The sequence below is a fragment of the Ectothiorhodospiraceae bacterium BW-2 genome, from assembly GCA_008375315.1.
In the GTDB taxonomy this organism is placed as follows: domain Bacteria; phylum Pseudomonadota; class Gammaproteobacteria; order Thiohalomonadales; family Thiohalomonadaceae; genus BW-2.
In genome coordinates this window covers 1256351-1276544 of sequence record CP032507.1, presented here as the reverse complement: position 1 = coordinate 1276544, position 20194 = coordinate 1256351, and the positions used below count along the sequence as shown (strand labels likewise).

The following is a 20194-nucleotide window of genomic DNA, read 5'->3' as shown; positions in this document are numbered from 1 at the left end:
TTAGGTTAGAGTCACTTATAGATAGTCGTTTTTTAGTTCACAGTAGTGCTGCGCCGAGTAGGCGAGCCACTGCTGTTCGGCCTCGGTCAGTGGCCGATACTTTTTGGCCGGTGCGCCGACCCAAAGATAGCCGCCTGTCAGCACCTTTCCAGGCGGTACTAAGCTGCCGGCACCGAGCAGCACCCCCTCCTCCAGTACCGCGCCATCGAGTACGGTAGAGCCCATGCCGACCAGTACCCGATTGTGGATAGTGCAGCCATGCAGGGTGGCGTTGTGGCCGACGGTGACCTCATCGCCAATAGTTAACCTAAACCCCTCCGGCGGGGCGGCAGAGTGGGCGTGGGTGACATGGAGTACCGAGCCGTCCTGAATATTGGTACGGTGGCCGATACGAATATGGTTCACATCAGCGCGAATTGAGACCATCGGCCAGATAGAGCAGTCGTGGCCGATGATGACATCGCCGATAACGGTTGCCATCGGATCGATATAGCTGCGCTCGCCGATGGTCGGCAGAGTGCCGCGAAAGGGGCGTAGGGTGTGGCTCATCGCAGGGTCACCAGCTCTTCGCTACTGGTAGGGTGGATTGCGACGGTATTATCGAGATCGCTTTTAGTGGCCCCCATTTTAATCGCTACCGCGAAGCCTTGTAACATCTCATCGACCCCATGGCCAATGATATGGCAGCCGACCACTCGCTCTTTGGCACCGACACAGACCAGTTTCATCGCGGTACGCGGCTGGCGTTCGGTGATGGCGCTATACATCGGCGTAAAGCGGGTTTGGTAGATCTTAACCGCATCGCCGTGGCGCTCCCGCGCTTCGCCCTCGGTGAGACCTATCGTGCCGATAGGGGGGTGGCTAAACATGACCGTGGGGATATTGTCGTAGTCGAGATGGCGTTCGGGCTGGTGGTTAAATAGCCGGTCGCTTAGCCGCCGCGCAGCGGCGATGGCCACGGGGGTAAGCTGTGCTCTGCCGGTGACATCACCGACCGCATAGATGTGACTTACATGGGTGTTCTGGTAGCGATCGGTCGGAATATAGCCGTTGCTGTCGGTCTCGATACCTGCGGCAGCTAAATTGAGCGCCTCACTGTTAGGTTGGCGACCGATGGCCCAAATGAGGGTGTCAAAGCCCCCTATTTGGTGCCCGTTTTGGGCGTAGAGGGTTAATAGACCCTCCTGCCCCTTTTCAACCCGCTCAAGGGCGATATTGGGCAGAATGTTGACGCCATCGTTAACCATCTCCTCCATGAGGGTTTCGCGCAGCATCGCATCGAAGTTGCCTAAAAAGTGCTGCCGTCTTAGCAGGAGATCGACCTCGCTGCCGAGTGCGTTAAGTAACCCCGCTAGCTCGACTGCAATATAGCCGGCACCGACGATGGCGACCCGTTTCGGTTGCTGTTGCAGCGCAAAAAAGCCATCTGAGGTGATGCCGTGGTCGGCACCGGGGATATCGGGGATCGAGGGGTAGCTTCCGGGGGCGATGACAATATGATCGGCGCTGTAGTGTTGGCCATTGACCTCAACGGTACGGCTGTCGATAAATCGCGCCTGACCACGGAGCCAGTCGATATTGGAATCTTTTAGATAGTTGCCGTACCAGTCGTTAATGCCGTTAATGTAGTTTTCCCGCTTTTGTACCAAATCGGGCCAACTAAAGCCGTTGAGGGTGAGATCAAAGCCATATCCTTTCGCGTCGTGGAGGGCGTGGGCGATGGTGGCTGCATTCCACATCACTTTTTTAGGTACGCAGCCGACATTAACGCAGGTGCCGCCGATGCGGCCCATTTCGACCACTGCGGTGGTCTTTCCGTAGAGAGCGGCGCGTTCGGCGGCCGAGAGGCCACCGCTGCCGCCACCAATGGCTAGAAGATCGTAGTGTTTGCTCATGCCGAGGGCTCCGTGCAGGTGGGGTTAGAGAGATAGGTGCAGGGGGGAGATGGTAGCAGACTAACGGAGGGTGTCAATTGGTAGTTCTAGGCTGAGTTAGAGGGCCGCTCGGGGTTAACCGAATTTATCCCAGCTGAGCAGGAGGATAATGGTCAGCATGATCGCGAAGATCATGGTATAGACCCCTTGGAGGTTAATTTTTTGGGTTTTCGCCTCCCGCAGGGCGCGGTCGCGGCGTCGGACTTCGTTTTTTAGCTCATCTTCACGGCTGTGGCTCTCTTTGAGCAGCTTTTCGTATTTGGCGATATTGCCGTTTAGCTCCTTCTTCTCTTGATCGAGCTCTTTGATGCGCATCTCCATTTTGGCATGCTGGTTGACCCACGCCTTTTCGTTCAGATCTTTGATATTGGCTGTATCTTTGTTCAACATGACCATGCCGGTGGGGGATTTGCCGGTCGCTTTGTAGTCTAGGGCATGCTCAATGGCGCGTAAACGGATGTAGTAGAAGTGATCTTCGGTGTTGCCGTCCCAATATCTTTTCTCAAAATCGTCTTTGTAATCATTAATTTGCTCTATATTTTTAATCACCAATTCATTGTAGATTTTGACATAGGCAAACGCATCTTCGGCGTAAAATGAGGGATGGCTCATAGCAGGATTCCGGTGGGTTGTCCGATTGAGTTTAAGGTCTGTTGAGTGTTAATCGACCGTCATGGGGTGAAAATTGAGGCCGATTTTAACCAAACCCTCGCCACGGTGGTAGCTTGGGAGAGATAAATTGGCGGTTGAGATTTGTCTCTGTGGCCAATAACGGCGATAATGGGCGCAAAATAACTGCTAACCCCGATTAATTGAGGAATGAAATGATGACAAAGTATGGTGTGATGGCTGCCGGTGCAGCGCTCTGTGGCTCGTTGATGGTGGCCGGTTGTGGCAGTGATGCGCCGCGCGAGATAAGTTTTAAGAGCGATGTGATGCCCATTTTGCAGAAAAATTGCGTTGAGTGTCATACTCCCCCTGCAGGTAGTGGCTATCAGGAGAGCGGGTTAGCGCTATCTAGCTACGATGAGCTGATGAAGGGGACTAAATTTGGCAAGATTGTCGAGCCGGGGAGTCCGGTAAGCAGTACCCTGAACCGTCTGATTGAGGGGAAGGCCGACCCGTCAATCACTATGCCGCACGGTAAGGAGCCGATGACTGAGCAGGAGATTGTCACGCTGAGTCAGTGGGTTGCCCAAGGCGCTAAGAATAATTGAGAAGTTCACCCCGACCCTCCCCCGCTGGGGGAGGTTGGAGGGGGGAAAGCAAGAGCAATGAACAGCTAGCCATTGCACTTTAATATGGGACGATACTTCTCCATCACTCTGGTTGAGAGCAATCCTGTCGATTCGATGTTGCTAACCAATATGTTACGCAGCGATCTGTTTCGTCTGACTCACTATCGATTGATCGATAATGCTTGGTCGGGTATGAATCAGAGCGACTATAGTGATGTCATTATTATCGATCTCGATGTCTTGCTAGTCGATAACCCATTTAATATCGATATGCTCGACTTTGTCGCCCATGTCAAGCAGAGCTATCCACGCACGGCCCTAATGGTGTTGACTTCGGTGCTCAATCGCTACGACAGTGAGCAGCTCATTAAGCAGCAGATTGCCGCTATTATGCTAAAGCCGTTTGATCCAAAGCGATTTATACACACTGTTCACCGGCAGTTAGGTGTGGTGATCGATAACTACCTGCAGCAGATTGAGCTAGAGCATCAGCAGCTATTCAGACTCTTCGCACAGCTACAGACGGCTCTTACACGGCGGCCGATGAGGGCTCAGTTATTGCAGGATCTAGGCGAGTTTGGGCAGGTGTTGCAGCGCCACTTCCATTTTGAGGAGGGGTTTATGGTCAACCATAACTACCCCGAACTGCGCCAGCATCTGCAGGCGCATCAGATTATTTTGAACCACTTTCGAACTCTAACCACGCAGACTCGTGCCGCGATAGCGGGAGGCGAGGTGCCGTTGCTGAAACTGCCGCTACTGTCGCTTCTAAATGAGCTAGGCCACGACTACCACTTTCTTGACTTTATTGCTCAGTTACAGAAGCAGTTGTTGCGACTCGATTAGGGGTTATAACACCACTAGCGGCCCTTGAGTTTGGTCATCGTTATCACTCTCATTAACGGCAGTCCAGTAGATCGCCATGTGGGCGACTGCGCGGGTAAACTGCTCTATATCGACCGGTTTGAGTACAAAGCTGTTCACTCCTAGACGGTAGGCTTCGGCACGACACGCCTCATCACCACTAGCGGTGAACATCACAATCGGTAGTAGCTCGGTGCGGGAGTGTTGGCGTAGCTGTTTTAGCACCTCCAGACCGCTTAGGTTAGGCAGATTAAGATCGAGCAGTAGCAGGTTAGGGAGGGACTCTAATTGGGGTTGATGGGGCTGCGCTGGGAGCAGATAAGCGAGCGCCTCCTCTCCGCTTTGCAGTACGGTCAATTTATCGATAGAGGGGAGGGTATGAATAATGGCTCGAATGGTGTCGATCTGGAGCAGATCATCCTCGACTAGCAGAATCTCTTTTTTAAGCGACATCCTCTTCCTCCTGTTGTGGCGCTATCTGCTCTAACCAGAGCGCTGTGGCCCCAGCGACGGCAATGGGCATAATCAGAAAGTTGATGCCGGGAATCAGGGTGGCTAGTAGAGTGGTGAGACCGTAGCTGAAACAGCTAGAGCGTCTATTGCCTAGCGAGTGTCGCTGTTGAGCAAAGGGGGTATGGTGGTTATCGAACGGGTAGGCCAGATAGGTCAATCCCACCATCCAAGCGGTAAAGAGAAACCAGAGCGGTGAGGCGATGAGGGCGAGACCGGGAATGAACATTAGTAGCAGTAGCGGAATCGCTCGGGCGAGGTAGTAGCGCAGTTTGCGCCACTCCTCTAGCAACAGATGGGGAAGCTCTTGCCATATTGGCCGCTCCAGCTCCTCACCCTCAAGGGTTCGGCGGTAGTGGCGTTCAACGGCCGCCGAGAGTAGGGCGTGAAAGGGGGCCGCAATGAGGGTACCGACGAGGGTGAGGGTAAAGTAGAGCAGCACTAGCACCACCGCCAGTGCTAGTAGCCATAGCAGGCCCTCTAGCCACTGTAACCAGGTGGGCAGTCCGCTAAGCCATTGACTAATCACCCCCTCTAACTGGCTCATCGCTAGCCAAGTGCCGCCAATAAAGAGCAGCAGATTGATTATAAGCGGCAGAATGACATAGGGGCGGATGCCCGGCTGAACAACTAGCTGTAGCCCTTTGAGCAGATAGCGGGGGCCGTGGAAAAATGGCATGGGAGTCTCCAGTGTTTAGGGGAGGGTAACAGGCTGTGGTGGTTGCCAGTTCGGGGCGCTATGTTCGGCGATAACGGTGGTATAGATCCCCCCGCGAACATTAAATTTAGCGGTGAGGCGCATAAAACGGGGCTGACACGCCTCGACTAGATCGGTCAAAATTTGGTTGGTTATCTGTTCATGAAACGCCCCCTCTTCGCGGTAGGACCAGATATAGACTTTTAGTGCTTTAAGCTCAATGCAGCTAAGATCAGCGACATACTCTATCTGCAAGGTTGCAAAATCGGGCTGTCCGGTTTTGGGGCAGAGGCAGGTAAATTCGGGAATATCGATTCGGATCGTATAGTCGCGCTCCGGCATCGGGTTGACAAAGGTCTCCAGTTCTCGGCTAGGTTGTAGTGGCATCGGTATGGTTCGCTCTCGTTTAGGTTGTGTGAATGGTGAATAGTGAATGGTTAGTTGGGATCTAGTCGCGGTAGTAGCTCATTAAGCGGTATCGGACGGCTAAAGCAGTAGCCCTGAAACTCATGGCAGTGGTGCTGCTGTAGATAGAACGCCTGCTCTTTTAGCTCAATCCCTTCGGCAATAATACGCAAATTAAAATGTTTGGCCAGATCGATGGCGCTTAATACTACCGCCTGATTATCTCTATCCGAGGTTAAATCTTCTACAAAGCTGCGATCAATTTTTAGGCAGTCGATGGGGAGATTTTTTAGATAGGCCAAACTGGAGTAGCCGGTGCCGAAGTCGTCTAGTGCAACGCTGACTCGCTGCTGCCGCAACTGGTTGAGCTGTAGAATAACCTGTTCGGCATCTTCAATAAAGGTTCCCTCGGTAACCTCTACCTCAATTAAGTCAGGGGCGATAGTGTGCCGAGTGAGTGTGGCGAGAAACTGCTTTGCAAAGTTCTCCTGTAGTAGCTGTAGCGGTGAGATGTTGATCGATAGCCGTATGGGACGCCCCGCATGGGCCAAAATCTGGCGGTGGTCGTGGAGCGCGTATTCGATAATCCACTCACCTAGGCTGACCATCAGATGGCGCTCTTCGGCGATGGGGATAAACTCATCGGGAGAGATAAGCCCTAGCTGCGGATGTTGCCAGCGTACTAACGCCTCAATGCCGATAATATGGGGCTGCTGCTGCTCGGTTAGGCCGAACTGGGGCTGGTAGAGTAGATAGAGCTGCTCTGCCTCGATCGCCTCACTGAGTGCGGTGGTAATTTGGTGGCGGCGCTGAATCGCCTGACTTAGCTCCGGTGAGGCGAGCTGTACCGGCTGGGTATGGCTACTGCGGGCATAGTGCATCGCCGCTTCGGCCTGGGCAATGAGCTCACCTTGGTTACGAGCCAGATCGGGGTAGGTCGAGATACCGCAAATGGCGCTTAAATGGACTCGCTCCTGTTCGAGATAGAGTGGCTCTTCGATGGTGCTGAGGATCGCCGCCCCCTGCTGCTGTAGCCAGTTAGGATCGATATTGCGGCTGTGGAGGGTGGCAAACTCCTCTCCGGTAATACGATAGACCGTGCCACTAGAGCCGATCCCATTTTTGATACGGTTGGCGATGCGAATCAGAATTTTATCGCCGGTCTGATAGCCGAGGGTGTGGTTAACCTCCTCCAGATGGAGCAGTCGGAACCAGAGGAGCGCTACGGGGGTTATCTGGGAGTGATCGCGCTGTAGTAGCTGTTGTAGATGTTGATCGAACGAGTGGCGATTAAACAGACCGGTGAGCGCGTCGTGGCTCTCAAGATACTCAATTTGTGCCTCAGCTGCCCTCTGTTGGCGCAGATCTTGCATTATAGTGATGTGTTGGTGCATCACCCCTGAGCTGTTCTTTAGGGTGTAGAGAATGAGGTGGGCCGGTAGGGTGGAGCCCTGTTTTTGGCGCAGTTTTACCTCGCCGCTCCAGTAGGGCAGGGTGCTTGTTGGCACCATATTACCATCGAACGGGGCGGCAAAGAGTTGTTGTAGCGGCTGGTTGAGCAGCTCTGCGGCAGCATAGCCGGTGAGCTCACCTGCGGCGCTGTTCGCGTCGATAATCTCATGGCGGTGGTTGAGGACTAAAATCGCATCGTGGCTCTGGTCAAACATATCGCTAATCATATTGACCTGGTGCGATACCGCCCTTGAGGCACCCACTAGATAGCGAATGCGCGACAAAAACTCATCGGCGACAATCGGTTTAATGACATAGTCGTTCACCCCGAGATGAAACAGCTCAATGCGGCGCGATATATCGTCAAAGCCGCTCATGGCCAGAATCGACACATCGCCACGACTATCATTAAGGCGGCGAATTTTGTTCACCAACGAGATTCCGCTCATCTTGCCGGCGAGAACAATATCGGTAATGACCAGATCGTAGCGCTTGCTGTTAAAGGCACGCCACGCCTGCTCGGCGGTGGTAAAGCTATCAACCGAGAGCCCCTTATCTCGTAGCAGCTTCAGGGTGGTTAGCCGGAGCGCCTTGTTATCTTCAATGTAGAGAACATGGCCGTTAAGGGGTTGGTACTGGAGCGTGAAGCGTTTAATGTAGGCGGTAAGTTCAGTTAAATCGGCCTGTTTCTGAAAAATATCGGTAATGCCGGCTGAGAGTGCCTGATGTTGTAACTCAGACGAGGTTTCGGAGGTAAAGAGGATAATGGGCACATAGCGATAGCTCTCAAGGGTGCGAATTTGGCGACAGAGCTCCACACCATTGCCATCTTGCAGGTGCATGGAGATACAGATAAAGGCAAAGTGTTGCTGCTGTAGTAGCCGTAGCGCCTCGTCACGGCTGTTGCAAGCGACAGCGATTAGCCCTTCGTCATCGAACAGCGTGGCGATTATCCGCTGAAACAGCTTTACATAATCAATCACAAGAACTTTCATCTTATGCACAGTGGCTTTGGCCCTATTTTGTGAACTCGGTTTGACTGTTGTTCGTCATTGTGGCGTATAGTGTAGCAAAAGGGGAAATGGGGTGGAGTGAAATTAGCGCTGAGGGTTTGATTTTAGCGCTCACCGCGTATAACTTGTAGCGGTCGAGAGGCTCTGTTCCTGCCGGCTGAGAGCCGATTGAGCCGGATACTCTTAACATTAACACATTGGATTAACAGGCCTCCGTCGCGGGGGGGTTGAGGAAGGTATGGGTCGATGCGCAGCATAAACAGAGAAGAGAATCTACCGCAATTAGGGCAGCAGAGCGAGCCTTTAGCTGAGCGAGAGGGTATGGAGGGCGTCACGGTAGTGACTTTAGCCGACGCCTCGCTGCTGCTGCAAGGGAGCTATCACCAGGTGGGGATTGATTTGGTGATTCGTATCGCCGACGCTACCGTGCAGACGATAGAGGGCTACTTTGCCACCCCGACCCCGCCCCTATTAACCACGCCGAGCGGGGCTTCACTCACCCCAGCGATGGTCAATGCCTTAGTAGGAGGGCAGCGAGAGGCGTGGCAGATCGCAGGCCCAAACACTCCACCCCACGCCGACAAGATCGGCAGCATCACTGAAATGGATGGTCAAGTGAAAGCGATTCGTCTCGACGGCAGTGAGGTGACGCTGCAAGCGGGAAGCGATATCTACAAAGGCGACCAAATTATTAGCGGCGCTGATGGGACGGCCAAAATTGAGTTCATAGATGGCACACAATACACCCTCGGCAGATCGACCCGTACCACCCTAGATGAGTATATCTACCGTCCCGAGACAACCGAAGTTAAGGTCGAAATCGGGGTTATTCATGGCGCATTTCGCTATACCAGCGGCAAAATCGGTACCCTCAAACCCGGTTACAAACACACCACCATCACCACCCCAGTTGCGATAGCTGGAGTGCGCGGCAGCTCCCTAGAGGGTAAGGTCGATCCCGACAGTGGCGAGGCCACCTTTATTCACCATGACGGCGTGATAGATATTACCGACCTGAATGGTGATGGCCTAGTGACACTGCTAGATAGCGGCACCGGTACCGTAGTAACGCTTGATAGCGGAGTCTCCAATATCTTTCAAGCCGACCAAAATACCCTACAGCTATTTCAGACCCTCTTTTCGTCTGGAGTGAGTAACCAGATCACCGGACAAGCAGCCAACCCTACCAACGAACAGGAGCAGCAAGAGCAGGCCGCTGAACCCTCGAAGGCAGAAGAGGCGACAGAACAGAGCCAAACGGAGGAGAAGGGAGAGGAGCAGGAGCCCCAAGGGGATGAAAAAGGGGGAGAAGACGAGGAGAGCGAGGCAGAAGAGCCCGAAACCGAACCGGAAGAGGAAGCAGAACCAGAGCCTGAACCAGAGCCTGAGCCTGAGCCTGAACCAGAGTCTGAACCAGAGTCTGAACCAGAGTCTGAACCAGAGTCTGAACCAGAGCCTGAACCAGAGTCTGAACCAGAGTCTGAACCAGAGCCTGAACCAGAGCCTGAACCAGAGCCTGAACCAGAGCCTGAACCAGAGCCTGAACCAGAGCCTGAACCAGAGCCTGAACCAGAGCCTGAACCAGAGCCTGAACCAGAGCCTGAACCAGAGCCTGAACCAGAGCCTGAACCAGAGTCTGAACTAGAGCCTGAACCAGAGCCAGAATCAGCACCTGAAAGCGAATCCGAAGAGGCATTAGAGACAGCCGCTACAGAGGAGTCAGAGCCACAAATTGAATCAGAATCAGAATCAGTATCAGGATCAGAATCGGAATCAGAGCCGACCACCGAACCTGCCCCGGATTTAGAGAGAGCTCCGACAACAGAGAACGGTAGCGAGACTGACAACGAAGGTCTCTCCAACACAACCGTAGAGGAGGGGGGGGCAGAGAGCCAACAGAACGACACCTCATCAAATGGCGGAACCGACAGCGGCCCAGCGATGCCGACCTCCGAGCTAGAGGGGAGAGAGGGGTTTCAAGCGACACAGCTCGACACCCTGCAATCGGAACAGCCGTGGGAGAGTGAATCGAACGGGGAAGCCTCGACCGATACCCCAAACGGTGATAACACCACCAGTAACGACCCGACTTCAGAGACCGAAACGAACAGCGAACCGAACCAAACAGTCCCCAATAGCGACGGTAACCTAGCTTCAGAGCAGGACTTCTCCCAAGGTTCAACTGTGGCTGAACCAGAACCTGAGCCGGAACCTGAGCCGGAACCTGAGCCAGAACCTGAGCCAGAACCTGAGCCAGAACCTGAGCCAGAACCTGAGCCAGAACCTGAGCCAGAACCTGAGCCAGAACCTGAGCCAGAACCTGAGCCAGAACCTGAGCCAGAACCTGAGCCAGAACCTGAGCCAGAACCTGAGCCAGAACCTGAGCCAGAACCTGAGCCAGAACCTGAGCCAGAACCTGAGCCAGAACCTGAGCCAGAACCTGAGCCTGAGCCTGAGCCAGAACCTGAGCCAGAACCTGAGCCTGATCCTGAGCCTGAGCTGATCAATACCTCCGGTATAGCCGCCAAAGGGCTACTAGCGGACGCGATCGTCTTTTACGATTTTGATGGCGACGGTAGGCTTTCAGATAGCGATCCCTCAACCACAACCCATAGTGACGGCAGTTACAACTTTAGCCTAACTACCGCCGAGAGCAGTGTAGTCACCAGTGGAGTGAATACACTAGGCAATACCCTACAACTCGTTGTGACTGGGGGCACCGACACAGTCTCCGGTACCCCCTTCAGTGGCGCGTTAAGCGCTATTGCCCCGACCAACCCGACAGAAACGGTAACTATCTCGATCTTTTCGACCCTAAAGGCCTCCGGCATGAGCGAGAGTGCGCTACAGTCACTGCTCGGCGGACGCACCCCAGAACAGCTCACCGCCGATGACTTTGACCAGAACGAGGACGCCCTTGAAGCCAGCGCGACCAAACTCTGGTCTCTAGTGAGTGAGAAAGTCACTAGCGGCGACAGCGACTCGACCCAATTTGCCATGCAAGCGGTCTCCTCAGTGCTGCAAAAAGTAGCCGAAAAGGGCGAACTAGCTACCCTCCTAGAGGGTTTCACCTCTGAAGAGCTGAACCAAGTGGTCGGTAATGCCGTAGATAGCGCCGTGATCCTCTATCAGAGCTTCGAAGCCGGAGAGATAGACACCGCGACCATCTCAACGGCCATGAGTAGCTACGCAGACGGTATGGGGGATGATTTTTACACCGCCATGGCTGCCGGCGACCTAAGCGGCGTCGAGCAGGCTGTGTCAGCGGCGCAATCTAACCTAGTGGCTATCACACCGGTTGCCACAAAACCACCCGTTGCCACTGACGATCTGCTAACCACTACCGCAGATATTACCACCGGTAACCTTCTTAGCAACGATAGCGATCCCCAAGGGGCAACCCTCACTGTGACCGCCATTAATGGTAATGACACCTTGATAGAGCAGGTGGTGAGTGGCGCTTATGGCGATATTGTTATTAACAGCAGTGGCGACTTTCTCTACCGACTTACCGTGACCGAAACAGTAAGAGCTCTGGCAGAAGGGGAGCAACTCATCGATAGCTTCAGCTATCAAATAGCCAACTCACACGATCTGAATGCTACTGCAACGCTTACCCTAACCCTAGAGGGGAGTAACCAAGCGCCACAGTTTGATTCCACTCCGATAGCCAGCGCCATAGAGGATCAAAGCTACCAATATGCAATCAGCGTCAGCGATGTCGATAACCACACCACGCTCGTTGTCAGCAGCGTCACCAAGCCCGACTGGTTGACTCTTACCGATAATGGTGATGGTACTGCGTTACTCAGCGGCACACCGACGGCGGGGGGCAGTGAAGTGATTGAGATTGCCGTCTCCGATGGCACCACGATAGTTACCCAACCGTTTACCCTGACGATTGAACCGATTAATGATATCCCCATTGCTGTTGTAGATAGCTATAGCGTGCAAGAAGATAGTGTTCTTATCACAGTAGCGGGCAGTAACGACCTGCTACAAAACGACAGCGACATCGATCTTGATACCCTTATCGTCAATACCACTCCGGTGACCGATGTTGCTCACGGTATCTTGATACTGAATAGCGATGGCAGCTTCAGCTATAGCCCGAATGCCAACTTTAATGGCACGGATAGCTTTACCTACCAAATTAGCGATGGCAATGGTGGGACTGCTCAAGCGACCGCAGTCATCACTGTTACGCCGACCTCGCCTGCTCTCATCGCCGTTGAAGATAAAGTCACCGTCGATGAAGATAGCAGCCATAGCGACAGCGTAGCGACCAACGACACCCTAGGTGAACTTCCCGCTAGCTTTGCCCTTGCAACCGATGTTGCCCATGGCAGCCTGGTATTTAACAGCGACGGCAGCTACGACTACACCCCGACTCCAGACTTTAACGGCAGTGACAGCTTTAGCTACACCGTCACCGACAGCGATGGCCAGAGCGCCAGCGCGACCGTCGCTATTACCGTGACCCCCACCTCACCGCCCCTAACCGCGCTAGACGATAGCATCACCCTTGAAGAAGATAGCAGCCACAGCGACAGCGTAGCGACCAACGACACCCTAGGTGAACTTCCCGCTAGCTTTGCCCTTGCAACCGATGTTGCCCACGGCAGCTTGGTATTTAACAGCGACGGCAGCTACGACTACACCCCGGATGCCAACTACAATGGCTCCGACAGCTTTAGCTACACCGTCACCGACAGCGATGGCCAGAGCGCCAGCGCGACCGTCACTATTACTGTGACCCCCACCTCACCGCCCCTAACCGCGCTAGACGATAGCATCACCCTTGAAGAAGATAGCAGCCATAGCGACAGCGTAGCGACCAACGACACCCTAGGCGAACTTCCCGCCAGCTTTGCCCTTGCAACCGATGTTGCCCACGGCAGCTTGGTATTTAACAGCGACGGCAGCTACGACTACACCCCGGATGCCAACTACAATGGCTCCGACAGCTTTAGCTACACCGTCACCGACAGCGATGGCCAGAGCGCCAGCGCGACCGTCACTATTACTGTGACCCCCACCTCACCGCCCCTAACCGCGCTAGACGATAGCATCACCCTTGAAGAAGATAGCAGCCATAGCGACAGCGTAGCGACCAACGACACCCTAGGCGAACTTCCCGCCAGCTTTGCCCTTGCAACCGATGTTGCCCACGGCAGCTTGGTATTTAACAGCGACGGCAGCTACGACTACACCCCGGATGCCAACTACAATGGCTCCGACAGCTTTAGCTACACCGTCACCGACAGCGATGGCCAGAGCGCCAGCGCGACCGTCACTATTACCGTGACCCCCACCTCACCGCCCCTAACCGCGCTAGACGATAGCATCACCCTTGAAGAAGATAGCAGCCATAGCGACAGCGTAGCGACCAACGACACCCTAGGCGAACTTCCCGCCAGCTTTGCCCTTGCAACCGATGTTGCCCACGGCAGCTTGGTATTTAACAGCGACGGCAGCTACGACTACACCCCAGATGCCAACTACAATGGCTCCGACAGCTTTAGCTACACCGTCACCGACAGCGATGGCCAGAGCGCCAGCGCGACCGTCACTATTACTGTGACCCCCACCTCACCGCCCCTAACCGCGCTAGACGATAGCATCACCCTTGAAGAAGATAGCAGCCATAGCGACAGCGTAGCGACCAACGACACCCTAGGCGAACTTCCCGCTAGCTTTGCCCTTGCAACCGATGTTGCCCACGGCAGCTTGGTATTTAACAGCGACGGCAGCTACGACTACACCCCGACTCCAGACTTTAACGGCAGTGACAGCTTTAGCTACACCGTCACCGACAGCGATGGCCAGAGCGCCAGCGCGACCGTCGCTATTACCGTGACCCCCACCTCACCGCCCCTAACCGCGCTAGACGATAGCATCACCCTTGAAGAAGATAGCAGCCATAGCGACAGCGTAGCGACCAACGACACCCTAGGCGAACTTCCCGCCAGCTTTGCCCTTGCAACCGATGTTGCCCACGGCAGCTTGGTATTTAACAGCGACGGCAGCTACGACTACACCCCAGATGCCAACTACAATGGCTCCGACAGCTTTAGCTACACCGTCACCGACAGCGATGGCCAGAGCGCCAGCGCGACCGTCACTATTACTGTGACCCCCACCTCACCGCCCCTAACCGCGCTAGACGATAGCATCACCCTTGAAGAAGATAGCAGCCATAGCGACAGCGTAGCGACCAACGACACCCTAGGCGAACTTCCCGCCAGCTTTGCCCTTGCAACCGATGTTGCCCACGGCAGCCTAGTATTTAACAGCGACGGCAGCTACGACTACACCCCGACTCCAGACTTTAACGGCAGTGACAGCTTTAGCTACACCGTCACCGACAGCGATGGCCAGAGCGCCAGCGCGACCGTCGCTATTACCGTGACCCCCACCTCACCGCCCCTAACCGCGCTAGACGATAGCATCACCCTTGAAGAAGATAGCAGCCATAGCGACAGCGTAGCGACCAACGACACCCTAGGCGAACTTCCCGCCAGCTTTGCCCTTGCAACCGATGTTGCCCACGGCAGCCTAGTATTTAACAGCGACGGCAGCTACGACTACACCCCGACTCCAGACTTTAACGGCAGTGACAGCTTTAGCTACACCGTCACCGACAGCGATGGCCAGAGCGCCAGCGCGACCGTCGCTATTACCGTGACCCCCACCTCACCGCCCCTAACCGCGCTAGACGATAGCATCACCCTTGAAGAAGATAGCAGCCATAGCGACAGCGTAGCGACCAACGACACCCTAGGCGAACTTCCCGCTAGCTTTGCCCTTGCAACCGATGTTGCCCATGGCAGCCTGGTATTTAACAGCGACGGCAGCTACGACTACACCCCGGATGCCAACTACAATGGCTCCGACAGCTTTAGCTACACCGTCACCGACAGCGATGGCCAGAGCGCCAGCGCGACCGTCGCTATTACCGTGACCCCCACCTCACCGCCCCTAACCGCGCTAGACGATAGCATCACCCTTGAAGAAGATAGCAGCCATAGCGACAGCGTAGCGACCAACGACACCCTAGGCGAACTTCCCGCTAGCTTTGCCCTTGCAACCGATGTTGCCCACGGCAGCCTGGTATTTAACAGCGACGGCAGCTACGACTACACCCCGGATGCCAACTACAATGGCTCCGACAGCTTTAGCTACACCGTCACCGACAGCGATGGCCAGAGCGCCAGCGCGACCGTCGCTATTACCGTGACCCCTACTAACGACCTGCCTGCGGGTAACCTGACGCTTGAAAACGAGACCCCACAACAGGGGGATACCTTGACCATCATCGACACAGTGACTGACGCCGATGGCCTCAGTCTCTCTCCCAACTACGACTGGTATGGTAGCAGTGATGGCGGCAGCAGCTGGAACCTGATAGCCAGTGGCAATACGCTAGTCATGACCCAAAGCGAAGTGGGACAGCAAATTAAAGCCAAAGGGAGCTACCTCGATGACCACGGCACCTTCGAGAGTGTGGAGTCGAATATCACCGCCGCAGTCAGCAACCTAAACGACGCCCCACGACTCTCCGGCAGCCACACCACCACCATAGAGGAGGATATCTCCACCCTCTCCATGGAGGTAGCGACCTTTTTTGCCAATGCTGTCTATGATGAGCCCGATGGTGCTCTAGAGCCTCGTGGTATCGCCGTGATAGGGTCAACCGGCAATGGCGTTTGGAGCTACTCCACCGATTTAGGAACAAGTTGGAGCCTGCTACCGACCCATTTAAGCAGCACCGCCGCGCTATTGCTGACGGAGAGAGACTATCTACGCTACGAACCCGATCAAGCCAATGGCGAGAGCGCGACCGTTACCTTCCATAGCTGGGATCAAACTGATGGCTTAAATGCAGGAGAACTCACCGATGTGAGCCTCAATGGCGGTACCACAGCCTACTCCAGTGGCACCGCGACCACCGAAGTGGTGGTGACCGATGTCAACGATGCCCCAACGGCGCTCGGCGATAGCTATACTCTCAACGAAGATGAGACTTTGACAACGATAGTCACCGTTGATGACCTGCTGCTGAACGATAGCGATGTAGATAGCGGAGATATTTTAAGCGTTAACACCACCCCGATAGCCGAGGCTGCCCACGGCCTATTGACCCTCCATAGCGATGGCAGCTTTAGCTACACCCCCGATGCTAACTACAATGGCACGGATAGCTTTATCTACCAAATTAGCGATGGTAATGGCGGCACAGCAGAGGCCGCAGTCATGCTAACGATTATCCCGCTTGACGATATGGCGATCGTTAGTGGTGATATGACAGGCGAGGGTGATGAAGATGCTCTAGTACCGATTAGCGGCGTTCTGATCGCTAGTGATAGTGAAGGCCTGAACGATGGTAGCTACTTTGCGCTGACTACCGATGGCGTTAACGGCAGCGCGACCATCGATTCTGCCAGTGGCCTCTGGAGTTATACCCCTAATGCCGACTATTTTGGCAGTGATGACTTCACCGTCACCATCACCGATGATTTGGGCGGTACCACCACTCAACTGATTGTGGTAACGGTCAATCCCATTGATGATGGCGCCACCTTTAGCGGCGACCTAACTGGCAGCGGCGATGAGGATGGAGCCAGCCCCATCACCGGTACCCTAAGTGCCAACGACATTGATGGGCTGACTAGCGGTAACCTCTTTGCTGTGACAAGCAGTGCCAGTAATGGCAGCGCGACCATCGATCCTGCCAGTGGCCTCTGGAGTTATACCCCTAATGCCGACTATTTTGGTAGTGACAGCTTCACCGTCACTGTCACCGATGACTTGGGTGGTACAACGACACAGCAGATCGATCTCACCATCCATTCGGTTGACGACGCTCCCATCATAACCAGTGGTAGCAGTGCCAGCGTCGATGAAAATAGCGACATTAGCACTGTGGTTTACACCGCTACCGCCACAGATGCAGATAGCGCCTCTGCGCTCACCTATAGCATAGCAGGCACTGATGCTAGCGCATTGACTATCGATAGCTTAACCGGCGAGCTGACCCTCAACGCTAGCGCCGACTATGAGACTCAGAGCAGCTATAGCGTCGATATTGTTGTGACAGATGATAGTAGCACTCCATTGAGTGACTCGTTGACTCTGAGCATTGAGGTGAATGACATTAACGAAGCGCCCATCGCGCAGAGTGATAGGTTGAACCTGATCCCCTTTCTCAACACGACACTGAAGATCGATACCGCCACACTACTCGCTAACGACAGCGATCCGGAGGGGGCCGCGATGCTCACCATTGAAGCCCCTAGCTCTACCAGCGGTAACATCACTCTTGAGGGTAACTGGATTAACTTGAGCACCACCGTGCCGAGCAGTTACAGCGCAATGGATCTATCGTGGCTGATGATTAATACTTTCCTTAGCGAGCTACCAACGGTGGTGGTTCATAATACCAGCGACACAACCCCGATTCTTATGGGGAGTACGCCCTTAGGTACGACGGCGCTATCGGTTACCGTTAACGCAGTGACCTATACGCTGGGCGTTGCGCCGGAGTTGACCCTGAATGATACGCTCTGGAAGCTCGATCTTAGCGGCGCGACCCCTCTCCCATCGGGGGCGTATGAGGTGGAGGTGGTGGCCGATGGCCTGAGCGATGCAACTAGCAGCGAGCTCTTGATTAGCGTTGAGGCGATGCCGGGGGTGACGATTAGCACCTATGACAGCAGCTCGCTCACGCCGACCGTGATGGGGACGATACAGCGTAGCGGCAGCGAGACACTGGTTGTCGCGCTCGACGATACCCTCTATCGTAAGGGAGATGGCTATTTGACTGTCGATGGGGAGTACTGGGTTCTCAATGTGCCTACACCGTTGACAGATCTCTCCTACTATCCTATTGAAGTTAAACTCATCAACAATCCTATCAGCTTTACTTACACCCTTAGTGATGGCGAATTGAGTAGTCTCGGTACGGTCGATCTTCTCTATCGCGAGGTGATGCTTGATGCTGGTATGTTGAAGGGGGAGGGCGTGCGTCCGCTACCGGATACCCTGAAGGTCAGCTATCTTCACGACTCGGCGACCATAGGCACTCTGGGCAGAGAGGTCGCGGTAGCTGATATTAACGGCGATGGCTATGTTGACTATCTGGTTAGTAACTCAGAGGCAGCTGGCACCACCTGGGTGATCTATGGCTCACCTACGGGGGAGACGATTGATCTCTATAACGGCTTGAGCTCCACGCAGGGGTTCGCCATCCACGGCAGTGCGGCAGGTAGCTATAGCGGTGAGACGCTGCGCACTTTAGGCGACTTTAATGGTGACGGCTTTGCCGATCTAGTCGTCAACGACAATGCTAGCCTTGATGCCTTCATCATCTTTGGTGCAAGTGATACGATTGCCCCGCTCGAACTGAGTAATCTCGGGGCACGCGGCTTGCAGTTGAGCGGTTTTAACTACCAAAGTGGCGTGATGACTCTTGGCGGTGGTGGCGATGTTAACGGCGATGGGCTAGCTGATCTGCTGCTTGGCTCTAATTTTATTGATGCTTTTGGTAGTCGTGGCGTCTTTGTCGTCTATGGCAAAAATAGCGACAATAACGCTATCAGCGGCTCAGATATCGCAGCGGGAGTGGGGGGATATCTCATTCGCAGCGATTCGCAATCGGCTGTCAGCACTGGAGCTAATGTCACCATCGTTGGCGATATTAACGGCGATGGCTTCGATGATATGCTCATTAACGGCGATAGCAATAACGCCCACCTAATCTTCGGTAGCGCTAACGGAAGTAGCCTTGATCTGGCAACTTTATCGAGTGATCGTGGGTTTGAGATTACCAGCTTACAGGATAACGATCTCAGCGGCCCAGTGGCGGCGCTCGGTGATGTGAATGGCGATGGCTATGCCGATTTTGGTCTAGTCGATAGCGCTCTTAATCGAATCTATGTGGTGTTTGGCCACCCAACCATTAGCAGTGTCTCTATTGCTGATTTCAATATGGGCTATGGGACAAGCGTCGGTTTTGAGATTATCGGCGATGGCTATCATACCATCACCACCCTTAACGGGGTTGGGGATATTAACGGTGATGGCTTTGATGATATCGCCTTCGGTGCTGGTTCTGGTGACTATAGTGATAGTTATATCGTCTTTGGAAAGGGAGGGGGGGACTATAACGCCGTCCAAAGTTCGGATCTGTTCTCTGGCGTGGAGGGCTTTGTGATTAGCGGCGAGGGGGGGGCTGTGGGTGATGCCCACGCCGGTGGCGATCTCAATGGCGACGGCTTTAGCGATCTGGTGATCGGCGGCAATGTCAACGGTGACTACGCTAGCGCCGAACTCCATGTTATCTACGGTGGCGATTTTTTAGCGCGGGTCGATACGCTAGGGAGCGCCTCGAATGATATGTTAACGGGGATGCATGTGGTTGCAGGGGCGGGGGATGACGAGATTAGTGTTCACCCTGATTGGAGCATCGCCTATGGCGGTTCTGGTAACGATCTATTCAAGCTGGTCAGCCCCAACATTACCCGTCTGGAGGGCGGCAACGGTTTCGACACGCTACTGCTAGATGGCGGCACGGTAGTGCTCGATACCCAAGCGATTCGGACGAGGGTGGAGGGGATTGAGAAGATTCAGATGGATGGTGGCGACACCCTTGGCAATAGCGCTGCTACCACTGGCTTACGCTTAGAGGATGTGTTGCAGATGAGCGATGGGGTGCAGCAGATTATTGACGATGCGACCATTTCGCATAGTGCCCACATGGTGATTGAGGGTACGGCAACCGATACTCTCAACTTAAGCCAGCAGTGGCTCGATTCGACTGATAACTATACCTTCGGTGGTCAGAGTTATAGCTACTATACAGCCGGTAGTGGGGTCGGATTGTTAGTCGATGATGAGTTAACCGTTGTACCGGTTGGGTTGGTGTAACAGATCGCAAATAGCTCGTGCAGCAGGGGCCGCACGAGCGTGATTAACCTAGCATTAGTATATTAATTAACTATAATATTTTCATTAACTTACATAAAAAAATTGATTGACAAGCGGATCAATAAGCAAGTATTGTGCTGCCTAAAGAGCGCT

The 20194-nt window shown here is 54.2% G+C and carries 11 protein-coding genes and 10 pseudogenes; 14 read left to right on the top strand and 7 right to left on the bottom strand.

Going from position 1 to position 20194, the window contains the following annotated elements:
- Positions 1-15 precede the first annotated feature (15 nt).
- From D5085_06065 to D5085_06055, 3 genes are all read right to left on the bottom strand, one after another.
- Positions 16-549 carry a gamma carbonic anhydrase family protein gene (locus D5085_06065; protein QEP42726.1) on the bottom strand — a complete coding sequence of 178 codons (534 nt, stop codon included), beginning with the start codon at positions 547-549 and terminating at the stop codon, positions 16-18.
- A complete protein-coding gene (locus D5085_06060; protein ID QEP42725.1) occupies positions 546-1895 on the bottom strand; it encodes a glutathione-disulfide reductase in 1350 nt (449 codons plus the stop codon). Before D5085_06060 ends, D5085_06065 begins: the two co-directional genes overlap by 4 nt.
- A 114-nt stretch (positions 1896-2009) precedes the next feature.
- The gene (locus D5085_06055; GenBank protein QEP42724.1) at positions 2010-2546 is read right to left on the bottom strand and encodes a hypothetical protein; all 537 of its coding nucleotides are present in this window, start codon (positions 2544-2546) and stop codon (positions 2010-2012) included.
- 212 nt (positions 2547-2758) lie between these two features.
- Between D5085_06055 and D5085_06050 the strand changes: the two genes are divergently transcribed.
- Both D5085_06050 and D5085_06045 read left to right on the top strand, forming a co-directional pair.
- Entirely contained in the window at positions 2759-3151 is a 393-nt protein-coding gene (locus D5085_06050) for a hypothetical protein (protein ID QEP42723.1), read from the top strand.
- 84 nt (positions 3152-3235) lie between these two features.
- Positions 3236-4018 carry a hypothetical protein gene (locus D5085_06045; protein ID QEP42722.1) on the top strand — a complete coding sequence of 261 codons (783 nt, stop codon included), beginning with the start codon at positions 3236-3238 and terminating at the stop codon, positions 4016-4018.
- Positions 4019-4021: 3 nt separating this feature from the next.
- Here D5085_06045 and D5085_06040 read toward each other — a convergent pair whose 3' ends face one another.
- Genes D5085_06040 through D5085_06025 form a run of 4 tightly spaced genes read right to left on the bottom strand, consistent with a single transcriptional unit; the run spans position 4022 to position 8095 of the window.
- The gene (locus D5085_06040; GenBank protein QEP42721.1) at positions 4022-4489 is read right to left on the bottom strand and encodes a response regulator; all 468 of its coding nucleotides are present in this window, start codon (positions 4487-4489) and stop codon (positions 4022-4024) included.
- Positions 4479-5225, bottom strand: a complete 747-nt coding sequence (gene cysZ / locus D5085_06035) for a sulfate transporter CysZ (protein ID QEP42720.1) — start codon at positions 5223-5225, stop codon at positions 4479-4481. The genes D5085_06040 and cysZ overlap by 11 nt, the downstream gene beginning before the upstream one ends.
- Positions 5226-5240: 15 nt before the next feature.
- Positions 5241-5630 carry an NADPH-dependent 7-cyano-7-deazaguanine reductase QueF gene (gene queF / locus D5085_06030; GenBank protein QEP42719.1) on the bottom strand — a complete coding sequence of 130 codons (390 nt, stop codon included), beginning with the start codon at positions 5628-5630 and terminating at the stop codon, positions 5241-5243.
- 50 nt (positions 5631-5680) lie between these two features.
- On the bottom strand, positions 5681-8095 hold the full coding sequence (locus tag D5085_06025) for an EAL domain-containing protein (GenBank protein QEP42718.1): 2415 nt from the start codon (positions 8093-8095) through the stop codon (positions 5681-5683).
- 264 nt (positions 8096-8359) lie between these two features.
- On the opposite strand from D5085_06025, the pseudogene D5085_06020 reads away from it, so the two are divergent.
- The 12 genes and pseudogenes from D5085_06020 to D5085_05965 all read left to right on the top strand — a co-directional run bounded on the left by D5085_06020 (position 8360) and on the right by D5085_05965 (position 20041).
- Positions 8360-9091, top strand: a pseudogene (locus D5085_06020) (hypothetical protein).
- A gap of 412 nt (positions 9092-9503) precedes the next feature.
- Positions 9504-9662 (top strand): annotated as a pseudogene (locus D5085_06015) (protein licA).
- Positions 9663-10301: 639 nt separating this feature from the next.
- Complete coding sequence (locus tag D5085_06010; GenBank protein ID QEP45070.1) at positions 10302-10616, top strand: hypothetical protein; 315 nt, start codon at positions 10302-10304, stop codon at positions 10614-10616.
- A 326-nt stretch (positions 10617-10942) separates the two neighbouring features.
- A pseudogene (locus tag D5085_06005) lies at positions 10943-11803 on the top strand (hypothetical protein).
- 462 nt (positions 11804-12265) lie between these two features.
- Positions 12266-12601, top strand: a pseudogene (locus tag D5085_06000) (hypothetical protein).
- Positions 12602-12859: 258 nt separating this feature from the next.
- A pseudogene (locus tag D5085_05995) lies at positions 12860-13153 on the top strand (hypothetical protein).
- A 258-nt stretch (positions 13154-13411) separates the two neighbouring features.
- A pseudogene (locus D5085_05990) lies at positions 13412-13705 on the top strand (hypothetical protein).
- Positions 13706-13963: 258 nt separating this feature from the next.
- Positions 13964-14257, top strand: a pseudogene (locus D5085_05985) (hypothetical protein).
- A gap of 258 nt (positions 14258-14515) precedes the next feature.
- A pseudogene (locus D5085_05980) lies at positions 14516-14809 on the top strand (hypothetical protein).
- Positions 14810-15067: 258 nt separating this feature from the next.
- Positions 15068-15376: pseudogene (locus D5085_05975) on the top strand (hypothetical protein).
- A gap of 168 nt (positions 15377-15544) precedes the next feature.
- Positions 15545-16702 (top strand): annotated as a pseudogene (locus D5085_05970) (tandem-95 repeat protein).
- A 687-nt stretch (positions 16703-17389) separates the two neighbouring features.
- Positions 17390-20041 carry a VCBS repeat-containing protein gene (locus D5085_05965; protein ID QEP45069.1) on the top strand — a complete coding sequence of 884 codons (2652 nt, stop codon included), beginning with the start codon at positions 17390-17392 and terminating at the stop codon, positions 20039-20041.
- The last annotated feature ends 153 nt before the right edge of the window (positions 20042-20194 follow it).